Source organism: Flavobacterium pygoscelis (genome assembly GCF_023162025.1).
In the GTDB taxonomy this organism is placed as follows: domain Bacteria; phylum Bacteroidota; class Bacteroidia; order Flavobacteriales; family Flavobacteriaceae; genus Flavobacterium; species Flavobacterium pygoscelis.
On record NZ_JALNUB010000006.1, the window covers coordinates 26,489 to 36,780 of the forward strand.

The 10,292-nt window shown below is 30.8% G+C and carries 8 protein-coding genes and 1 pseudogene; 4 read left to right on the plus strand and 5 right to left on the minus strand.

Annotated elements, in window-relative coordinates; translation table 11 throughout:
- Positions 1–82: 82 nt before the first annotated feature.
- The 3 genes from gldF (at position 83) to dnaN (ending at position 3,715) form a co-directional block, all read left to right on the plus strand.
- On the plus strand, positions 83–808 hold the full coding sequence (gene gldF, locus MW871_RS10780; RefSeq protein ID WP_248428509.1) for a gliding motility-associated ABC transporter permease subunit GldF: 726 nt from the start codon (positions 83–85) through the stop codon (positions 806–808).
- Positions 808–2,493, plus strand: coding sequence for a gliding motility-associated ABC transporter substrate-binding protein GldG (gene gldG, locus MW871_RS10785; protein ID WP_248428510.1), 1,686 nt, complete (start codon positions 808–810; stop codon positions 2,491–2,493). The genes gldF and gldG overlap by 1 nt, the downstream gene beginning before the upstream one ends.
- A 103-nt stretch (positions 2,494–2,596) precedes the next feature.
- Positions 2,597–3,715, plus strand: coding sequence for a DNA polymerase III subunit beta (gene dnaN, locus MW871_RS10790; RefSeq protein WP_188050620.1), 1,119 nt, complete (start codon positions 2,597–2,599; stop codon positions 3,713–3,715).
- A 151-nt stretch (positions 3,716–3,866) separates the two neighbouring features.
- Here the strand turns inward: dnaN and MW871_RS10795 are convergent, their stop codons facing one another.
- From MW871_RS10795 to MW871_RS10810, 4 genes are all read right to left on the minus strand, one after another.
- Positions 3,867–4,340 (minus strand): GyrI-like domain-containing protein, encoded by a 474-nt coding sequence (locus tag MW871_RS10795; protein ID WP_248428511.1) that lies wholly within the window; start codon positions 4,338–4,340, stop codon positions 3,867–3,869.
- A gap of 50 nt (positions 4,341–4,390) precedes the next feature.
- A complete protein-coding gene (locus MW871_RS10800; RefSeq protein ID WP_248428512.1) occupies positions 4,391–6,163 on the minus strand; it encodes a MutS-related protein in 1,773 nt (590 codons plus the stop codon).
- A gap of 169 nt (positions 6,164–6,332) precedes the next feature.
- Entirely contained in the window at positions 6,333–7,166 is an 834-nt protein-coding gene (locus MW871_RS10805; RefSeq protein WP_248428513.1) for a universal stress protein, read from the minus strand.
- 71 nt (positions 7,167–7,237) lie between these two features.
- Positions 7,238–8,071, minus strand: a complete 834-nt coding sequence (locus tag MW871_RS10810; RefSeq protein WP_248428514.1) for a universal stress protein — start codon at positions 8,069–8,071, stop codon at positions 7,238–7,240.
- 173 nt (positions 8,072–8,244) lie between these two features.
- Here MW871_RS10810 and mnmE point away from each other — a divergent pair, with 173 nt between their 5' ends.
- Entirely contained in the window at positions 8,245–9,648 is a 1,404-nt protein-coding gene (gene mnmE / locus MW871_RS10815; protein ID WP_248428515.1) for a tRNA uridine-5-carboxymethylaminomethyl(34) synthesis GTPase MnmE, read from the plus strand.
- A gap of 21 nt (positions 9,649–9,669) precedes the next feature.
- Here the strand turns inward: mnmE and MW871_RS16420 are convergent.
- Positions 9,670–10,124 (minus strand): annotated as a pseudogene (locus MW871_RS16420) (transposase); the annotation flags it as partial.
- Positions 10,125–10,292: the final 168 nt, after the last annotated feature.

Genomic DNA, 10,292 nt, shown 5'->3' on the forward strand with positions numbered 1-10,292 from the left:
TTGAAAGAAAATCTGGAATTTTAAAATTAAAACAACAATAATATAAAGAGGATTTTGTTATTTCAATCCTTACCATAAAAATATGAAATCAATAATATTACGAGAGGTAAAATCCTTTTTTGGCTCTCCCATTGGCTACTTAGTCATCGCTATTTTTTTAATCATAAATGGGCTTTTTTTATGGGTATTTGAGGGCGAATACAATATTCTAAAAACAGGTTTCGCTGATATGACCCCTTTTTTCACATTAGCACCATGGATCTTGATCTTTTTGATTCCTGCTGTAACCATGCGTAGTTTTTCAGATGAAAAAAAACAAGGAACATTAGAACTTTTATTAACAAAGCCTTTGAGCATTTGGGAAATTGTAAACGGCAAATTTATTGGTGCTTTACTATTAATTGTAATGGCAATTATTCCAACATTTATTTATGTTTGGGTGATCTACGGTCTAGGAATGCCAGAGGGAAATATTGATATGGGAAGTACTATTGGCTCCTATTTTGGACTCTTATTTTTAATTTCGGGCTACTCTGCTATCGGAATCTTTACTTCTACCTTGTCTGAAAACCAAATTGTAGCCTTTATTATTGCAGTTTTTTTATGCTTCTTTATATATTTTGGATTTGAAGGTTTGGCTACAGTTGTACCAAGTGTTTCCAATTTCATTGCTGCATTAGGAATGCAAGATCATTATAAAAGTATGAGTCGAGGTGTTATAGACACCCAAGATATACTCTATTTTGCCAGTATTACAATTGCTTTTCTTTCGTTTACTGTTTATAATCTAAAATCTTTTAAATCGTAATGAAAACAGCTAAAAAAAATAATTTAAAATCAGTTGCCTTTCTTCTAGTTGGTTTGTTTCTTTTAAACGCAATAGGTAGTTCATTCTTTCATCGTTTTGATTTAACTAAAGACAAAAGATATACACTTTCAACCACTTCTTTGAATATCATTAAGCAAGTTGAAAATCCTTTGTATATAAAAGTTTATATGCAAGGCAATTTGCCTTCAGAATTCAAACGCTTACAACAAGAAACAAAGCAATTATTAGAAGAATTTCAAGCTTATAATAAAAATATAATTTTCGAATTTGTTGATCCTTTGGAGAACAAAGACGAAAGTATGGACCAAATCAAGCAGCTTTATCGCAAAGGATTGACGCCAATAAATATTACTGTTGATGATAAAGGCAAGCAATCCCAAGAAATGGTTTTCCCGTGGGCAATTGCAGTGTATAATAATAAGGAAGTAAATATTCCATTATTAAAAAACCTTATGGGTGCTTCTACGGCTCAGAAAGTAATTGGTTCGGTTCAGCATTTAGAATATTCTATTGCTGAAGGTTTGAATAAAATTACCAAAGCCAAACAAAAGAAAATAGCAGTTATCAAGGGAAATGGAGAATTACAAGACATTTTAATGGCTAAATTTCTTATGCAAGTGCGAGAAAGCTATTTTATTGGTCCGTTTACCTTAGATTCTGTTGCAAAAAATCCTATTGGAAGTTTAGAAGCTTTACAAAAATACGATTTGGCAGTAATTGCAAAACCTACTGAAGCTTTTTCAGATGGAGAAAAGCAAGTGTTAGATCAATATATTATCAATGGTGGAAAAACATTATGGTTAGTTGATCAAGTTTCGGCAGAAATGGATAGTTTGTACAATGCCTCAGGAAGTACGTTGGCCTATCCTAGAGATTTGAACTTGAATGATATGTTTTTTAAATATGGAATTCGTATTAATCCTGATGTTGTAAAAGATGAGCAAGGAAGTCCTATAAAATTAGCTACTGGAGAACCCGGAAGCGCCACACAATACCAACAATTCAATTGGAAATTTGCACCACAAGTCTATCCAAGTAGTTCTCATCCGATTGTGAAAAATTTAGGTGGAATCAAATTTGATTTTGCTAATCCTATCGATACATTGAAAAACGGAATTAAAAAAACCATTTTACTGCAATCATCACCTTATTCAAAGAAAATAGGAACTCCAACCGAAATTAATCTTAATAGTGTTTCCGAGCAAACAACACCTAATGATTATTTGAATAAAGGTAATATTCCGCTTTCTGTATTGTTAGAAGGCAAATTTCACTCGATGTATGAAAATAGAGTTTTGCCTTTTGATCAAAAAAACTTTCAAACATCAGGAAAAGAGAATAAAATGATTGTTGTTGCCGATGGAGATTTGATAAAAAATCAGTTGGATAAAAACTTCCAACCGGTAGAATTAGGCTATGATCAACGTTCTGGAAATTTATATGACAATAAGGATTTTTTGATAAATTGTGTCAACTATCTACTGGATGATAACGGACTTATTAACATTCGAAGTAAAGATCTTGATTTACCATTGTTAGATAAAGAAAAAGTCTATGAAAATTATAGCAAGACACAATTCATAACTATCGGTTTACCAATAGTGATATTGCTGATTTTTGGATTCATTTTCACTTTTTTACGCAAAAGAAAATATAGTAAATAGATGTTGATAAAAAAGTTTCCAAACTAGAATAGTTTACGATATATTTGTAAAATGTATCGTATTTAGAATTTAAATAAATGCGTTAAAAAATAAAACAAAACAGATGAAATTTATAATATCGAGTTCGTACTTATTAAAGCAATTACAAGTATTAGGTAACGTGATCAACAGTAGTAACACCTTACCTATTTTAGATAACTTTTTATTTGAATTAGATCATAGTGTATTGACGGTTTCTGCTTCAGATTTAGAGACTACTATGTCTGCAACTTTAGGAATTGATTCTGAAAGTAAAGGTAGTGTTGCAGTTCCTGCAAAATTACTTTTGGAAATCCTTAAGACTTTCCCTGAGCAACCCTTAACGTTCACTGTTGAAGAAAATAGTACTATAGAGATTAGTTCTAATTCTGGAAAATATGCATTAGCTTATGCTCCAGGTGATGAATTTCCGAAATCTGTTAGTTTAGACGATCCTTCAGTAACGCTTGTTCCTGCCGATGTTTTGGCAACAGCCATCAGTAAAACTATTTTTGCAGCCGGAAATGATGATTTACGTCCGGTGATGTCTGGAGTTTTCTTCCAGTTTTCACCACAAGGATTAATTTTCGTTGCAACAGATGCACATAAATTAGTAAAATACGCAAGAACAGATGTAACTGCCTCTCAAGTCGCTGATTTTATTATGCCAAAGAAACCTTTAAATATTTTAAAGAACATACTTGGAACTTCTGATGCGGAAGTAAAAATTGAATATAATGATTCGAATGCTACTTTTTCTTTTGACAACTACGTTTTAATGTGTCGTTTGATTGACGGTAAATATCCAAATTACGAAGCGGTTATTCCAAAGGAAAACCCAAATAAATTAATGATAGACCGTTCTCAATTTTTGAGTTCTGTACGTCGTGTCGCAATCTTCTCAAACAAAACCACACACCAAATTCGATTGAAAATTGCTGGTGCTGAACTAAATGTTTCTGCGGAAGATATTGATTATTCTAATAAAGCTGAAGAAAGATTGACTTGTGATTATCAAGGAGACGATATGCAAATAGGTTACAATTCTCGTTTTCTTACAGAAATGTTAACTAACTTGCAGTCTGATATGATCATGTTAGAAATGTCTTTACCAAATAGAGCTGGAATTCTAACACCTGTTGATGGTTTAGAAGAAGGCGAAACAGTAACTATGCTGGTAATGCCAGTAATGTTAAATAGCTAATAAAATATTTTAGTTATCAAAATACGCTATTAACCAAACCAATTTTTATATTTGAAAAAGCCGTTTCGATTTCTCGAAACGGCTTTTTTATTGCTATAAATAACCATTTGCTTGATAAATAACTTCTTTAATAATTACTAATAGTTAGAAATTATTTTTTTAGAGGCAAATAAATTTCGATTACTGATTTGGGATTATTCCATTGAAAACGGTAATCATATTTTTCAAAGTGCAAAAAACCTGTGTTTTCATGATCTTCAATCTTTAAATTCAAATCAGGAATAATCGTTTTATAAATATGATTTAGTGTTTGTTTAATATCTTGGATCGCACCTTGATGTACGAAAATTTCATAATTGCCTTTTGAAATTTCGAAATTAATAAAATGGTCTGGAAAAATTTGTTCGTTATTAGGAATAGCGGTTAGATAAAAATACTCGTTTTCAACTTTAAAAGTAATTCCATACTTAACCCAATTTCCAGAATGCTGATTTAGATTGTGCTTTTTTAATTCTGCATTAAAGGCGATCCAATGTTTGCTAATAATTATAAAATTCTCTTTTTGAGATTTGGTTAATTGAGTTACCAATCCAGCTGTTTTTATGTTTTGTTCAATTGTCACCATTCTCAATATAGTAAATTCTAAATTCTATTAAATACTTCACTATTTTAATGCTAAATGACTCCCATTTTTTTCATTAAAAAAGTAGCACTTCTATTTTTGCAAATACCATCTCTAAGTTTATAGTCAAAATGCAGATCGTTATTGATAATTTCTACTTCAAAACATTTATTAGTTAATAAATCTGGATAATCATTAGTAGTCAAGCAAACTTCAATATCGTGCGTAGCAATCGCTCCTATGGCTTTTTGAGCAATTACCTTTTTAACCACTTCAATTGTCCCATTTCGCTTGTCATCAGAATTCGTTCCTCGTAGTATTTCATCTAATAAAACAAAAGCGGGTTGCTTTTCTAATTGATCCATAATTTGTTTTAAACGCTTGATTTCAGCGAAAAAATACGATTCGCTATCTGACAAAGAATCGGATAAACGCATCGAAACTAAAACCGGTAAAGGATGCACATTGGCTTGCTTGGCACAAACTACTGAACCCATTCCTGTGAGAACCATATTAATCCCTAGACTGCGTAAAAATGTACTTTTTCCAGACATATTAGAACCCGTTAAAATCATAAAAGATTGAGGATAAAAACGAACATCATTTCCTATTCTAGTCGTTTGGTTCAATAAAGGATGACTTAAATCAGTAAAATCAATCTCAAAGTTGGTGTTTAAAGTAGGATAAACAAAGTCAGGATTGTTGTAGGATAAGTTCGCTAAACTATTTAGCATTTCAAATTCTCCTATAATTTCTAACCAATCCTCTAGCGCTTCGGCATGATCTGTTTTCCATTGCACTAATGATTTAAAAACATGCAAGTTAAAAAGAAAAGTTCCGTTAAAAAGAATTGCGGTTATCAAATTACCAATGGTATCCATATTAGAAAACAAACTGGATAATTGTTTAAAATGTACGCTCGCATTTTCTTTTTTAAAGGTTAGTTTTTGCTGTAAACTGATGAGCTTTTGAGACGTAAATGCCTCCTCTTCAATTTTTTTTAACAGCAAACTATATTGTCCAATGGTTTTGTCAATATTAGAAGAATTAGCAACTTCAAGCTGAATTCTTTTCGTAAATACACCTAAAACGACAAGATTTATAACAAATAAATAAGACAAAATCGAAGCAAAAGTAACATTTGATGTCACGATATAACCAATAATATTGAGCAGAAAAATAACGGGCAAAAAGTATGAAATAAAAACGGTGAACTTAGATAACGGTGCACTATTAAACAAACTCCATTTTAGTAAAGTTTGGTAATTGGATTGACTGTCATTGCTTACTTTGGCAAAAGCCAAAAATTCCTGACGCCAATCTAACTTTTCTGTAAGTTCTTTTATGGCTTCGTGATTCTGGATAATTTCTTCATTAGAAGATATTTTAAGCAATTTAGTAGCTAATGTTTTTTTTCCGATGAAAGTAGCCGTACGATTTACATTCTGAAATAAAGAATGTTCTCCAAAAATATCTAAATCATAAGCGTATGGATGCTGAAAATCATTAAACTCAATTCCGTTTTCAAAAGGAATTTTTTCTCTCTCTAAATAGGTGATTTCATCTTTATTTATAGCAAATAAAGCTTGTGTCACTTGTTTCTTGAATTGTAATTTAGAATGTATTCGCATTAAAACTATAAAAGAAACAAAAAAAAGTATTGCAGAAGCAACATAAATTGTTGCACTCGTTTTGAGATAATAATAAATAGAAACTAAAAAAAGTACAATAGCAATTAGTCTAAAAAAACTAATAGTATTGTACTTTTTGTTAATTGTATTTAATTGAACTGAATATTCTTCCTTTTTAATTTTGTATATGTCCATTGCTACTTTTAGTGAATTACAAATATAATCAATTTCAAAAATGAATAGCAACGACAAACACAAAAACCAAGAGCAATTGCGAAAATGAATTACAAAACTAAATGTCCTTTTTATTTAATTTTATAAATCCATTTTAGATAAATTTCATTTAATAAAATATGCTTATTGCTTAATCAATTGGAATTGCAAGAATTGGAATTTCATTATTAACAGCAATTTTTTTGGTCAAACTTGGTTTGAAAAGTCCTTCAAAAAATCCTCTTTTGTAGGTAAGCATCGTCAAAATATCGAGTTCTTTATACATTATAAAATCCAAAATTATTTCTTGTACATCATCACTATGAATCACATAAAAATCTATTGGATCTGCACTAAATTCTTTTTCCCAGCTTTTAATAGTTTCTTTGGTAACATCAGAATTACTGGTTTTTACGTACAAGCATTTTACTTTAGCTTTGGTTTTTTTAGCAATCTCTAGCACCATTTTAAGTGCTTTTTTATCTTTAGGTCTAAAGCGAGTAGTAAAACCGATGATCTCAATTTTCTTAAACTTGGCTTCTACTGGAACACATAACATTGGCACATCAATACCTGTAATTACTGATCCTGTATTGGTTCCTATAAAAAAAGATTCCCATCCAGTAGCGCCAGCCGTTCCCATTACTACAAAATCAATAGCATCATCTTTAATTGATTTTTTTATATTATGCAATAAATCACCATCCATAAGTCGATGTGATAGTTTAACTTTATCCAAATGGCGTTCTTCGGCAATGGCGCGAAGTTTTGGAATTTCGTTTTTAAACATTTCAAACTGGGACAACTCTAAAGAATTGTAAATCACAGCATAGTTTTCAGGAAAAAACTGATTGTCATAAACAGGTAGATCAAAAGTGTGTAAAAGAATGATTTCAGCATTTACCTTTTTTGCAAATTCTAAAGCGTGCACAAAAGCATTAGTTGCTGTTTCGGAAAAATCGGTTGGAAATAAAATTTTCTTCATTTTGTATAGTTTAAAATATATTTAATCAAATATTATTGAGTTTAAAAATTCTTCTCTTAAAAATCAATTCCTTATTCAGGAATAGCTACTACTGGAATGTTAATATGAAAAGCTAATTTTTTTGAAAGACTCGTTTCAAATAATTTTTCAAAGAAGGTTTTATGATACACATGCATCGCAATCATATCAATTGTATGTGATTCTATAAAACTTAATATTAAACCTTCCGTATCCTCACCTTCGATTGTTAAAAAAGCAACTTCTTTGTCTTTTGTCATTTCTTTCCATTCCTCCATACAATTCACTTTATTTTGCTTTTCTTTTGAAACAATTTGAAGACAATCTACCGCCGCATTGAATGTTTCGGCAAGAGAGAGCATTATTTGAAAAGAAAGCGTATCCTCAGTTTTATATTGAGTAAGAAAAAGCATTTTTTGAATGGGTTTGTATTGGCAATCTTTTGGAATAACAAGTACTACCGCATTTACGTCACTCATAACTTTAGTAGCATTAGTGCCAAAAAAAGTTTCTTCAAGACTAGATCCGCCTTTAGTTCCCATCACTACAAAATCAAATTTTTCATTGGTTGTTATTTTTTTAATCTCTTGAACTAAATTGCCCGAAAGCAATATATGACTTATTTTGATGTGACTTAAATTATTTGCTGCGGCTATATCGCGCAATGAAGGTACTTGATCTTTGTAATTCTCAAAATTACTAAGTTCAGTTACGTCGTATATTTCGTGTAAATATTCCGCTGCATTTACAAAATTAGCTTGTGGAACTTGATACACATGTAAGGTAATTACCTCAGCATGAATAGAGTCAGCTAATTGTAAAGCATAAATAAATGCATTTTTTGAAGCTTGTGAAAAGTCAGTTGGAAAAAGGATTTTTTTAGACATACTATTTAATTTATTGCAAATCAATTATTTATATAAATTTACAAAACAAAAACCAAAATAGAATGATAATTATCAGTTTGAAGAATATTTAACAAAGAAATAATGCCGCGGGATTCTTTAGTCTGTCCTTGTTGCCATGGCATTTTTCCTTACTTTTGCATAAATTGATATATATGATTCCTAATGATTCCATAGTAGCGCTTGCAACTCCTTCAGGAGCTGGGGCTATAGCCATAATTCGAATTTCCGGACAAGATGCCATTACTATTGGAAATTCTGTTTTTAAATCCATAAAAAATAAAGAACTAACCACTCAAAAAACACATACTTTACATTTAGGTCATATTATGGACGGTAACAAAACTTTAGACGAAGTTTTGATATCGCTATTTAAAGGCCCTAATTCCTATACGGGTGAAAATACAATTGAGATTTCTTGTCATGGTTCAACCTATATTCAGCAACAAATTATTCAGTTATTGTTAAGAAAAGGCTGTCGTATGGCGGATCCAGGAGAATTTACTTTAAGAGCTTTTCTAAACGGTAAACTCGATTTATCTCAAGCAGAAGCGGTAGCCGATTTAATTTCGTCCGACAATGAAGCATCGCACCAAATCGCTATGCAGCAAATGCGCGGTGGTTTCTCTAAAGAAATAGCCAAATTAAGAGAGGAATTATTAAATTTTGCTTCGCTTATTGAACTCGAATTGGACTTTGCCGAAGAAGATGTCGAATTTGCCGATAGAGCACAATTTCATGAATTACTAAACCGAATCGAATTTGTACTAAAAAGACTGATTGATTCCTTTGCTGTTGGAAACGTAATCAAAAACGGAATTCCAGTTGCGATTGTTGGTGAACCAAACGTTGGGAAATCTACTCTTTTGAATGCTTTATTAAATGAAGAGCGCGCGATTGTATCTGAAATTGCTGGAACTACACGTGACACTATCGAAGATGAATTGGTCATTGGCGGCATCGGATTTAGATTTATAGATACGGCAGGAATTCGCGAAACGCAAGATGTGGTTGAAAGTATTGGAATCCGCAAAACTTTTGAAAAAATCGAACAAGCTCAAGTGGTGATCTATTTGAGTCCGCTTACACCAAAAGGAGGAACATTAGATACTGAAAACATAAAACAAGTACAGCTGGAAATTGAAAAAATAAAAAATCAGTTCCCATTGAAACCTTTAATTATTATAGGGAACAAAAAGGATTTATATTCTGACGAACAAATCCTAAATCTGCAAACTCAAATCCCAAATATCTTACTAATTTCTGCTAAACAAAATATTGGAGTCGATGATTTAAAAAATCAATTACTATCCTTTGTTAATACAGGAGCTCTACGAAATAATGAAACAATTGTAACCAATACAAGACATTACGACTCCTTACTAAAAGCATTAGATGAAATTCAGAAAGTAAAATATGGTTTAGAAAATAACCTTTCTAGCGACTTAATGGCACTTGATATTAAGGAAGCTTTGTATCAATTTGGGACCATTACTGGTCAGGTTTCTAACGATGAATTATTAGGAAATATCTTCGCAAATTTTTGTATTGGAAAGTAATATATAACCTGTTGGGTAAAATTAATTGATTTTAATATTATTAATTGGCCTGTCAAATATGAATTTATTGCTATATTGAACTACAGTAATAGCTATTCTTTTTGATATAATTCTTCTTTCAAAACCATTAAATAATTTAGCATAATTATTTCTAATTTTAAATTGATTACACAATTGTGAAAAAAGTGATTCAATACTTTTTCTTGATTTTTTAAAAATATAGGATTGTTTTTATACCCTTTTTGATTGATTTTCATTGGTGTTTCTAAAACGATATTGGCAGTTTGAAACAACTCTAATTGTTGAGTTAATGACAAATACCTACTATATACAAGTAATTTATAATCAAATAATTACCTTTTTATATCTCTCAAGATTTGAGTATCATGAGTATTTTATTTTGTAATATCAATGGAATAAAAAACTCCAGAAACAGAGCAAATACATTGTAATTTATACCCATAAAACCAAGTGTCGGTCATTTTACTTTTCTTTCTACTCGAAATGCGTCATTAAAAAGAATTTAAAACTTATAAAACTCTAAAATTATTTTTTGCTATATTTGAAATAGACGCTGGTTAATTTTCGATTTCAACATACTGTTTTCCAGTATATTGACTAATCTCTATTTTACTTTTATTCTC

Coding starts and splice junctions, on each gene's coding strand:
- MW871_RS10800 (WP_248428512.1), bottom strand. CDS start 6,163: ATGGACATATACAAAATTAAAAAGGAAGAATATTCAGTTCAATTAAAT.
- gldG (WP_248428510.1), top strand. CDS start 808: ATGAAAACAGCTAAAAAAAATAATTTAAAATCAGTTGCCTTTCTTCTA.
- MW871_RS10795 (WP_248428511.1), bottom strand. CDS start 4,340: ATGGTGACAATTGAACAAAACATAAAAACAGCTGGATTGGTAACTCAA.
- MW871_RS10805 (WP_248428513.1), bottom strand. CDS start 7,166: ATGAAGAAAATTTTATTTCCAACCGATTTTTCCGAAACAGCAACTAAT.
- MW871_RS10810 (WP_248428514.1), bottom strand. CDS start 8,071: ATGTCTAAAAAAATCCTTTTTCCAACTGACTTTTCACAAGCTTCAAAA.
- dnaN (WP_188050620.1), top strand. CDS start 2,597: ATGAAATTTATAATATCGAGTTCGTACTTATTAAAGCAATTACAAGTA.
- gldF (WP_248428509.1), top strand. CDS start 83: ATGAAATCAATAATATTACGAGAGGTAAAATCCTTTTTTGGCTCTCCC.
- mnmE (WP_248428515.1), top strand. CDS start 8,245: ATGATTCCTAATGATTCCATAGTAGCGCTTGCAACTCCTTCAGGAGCT.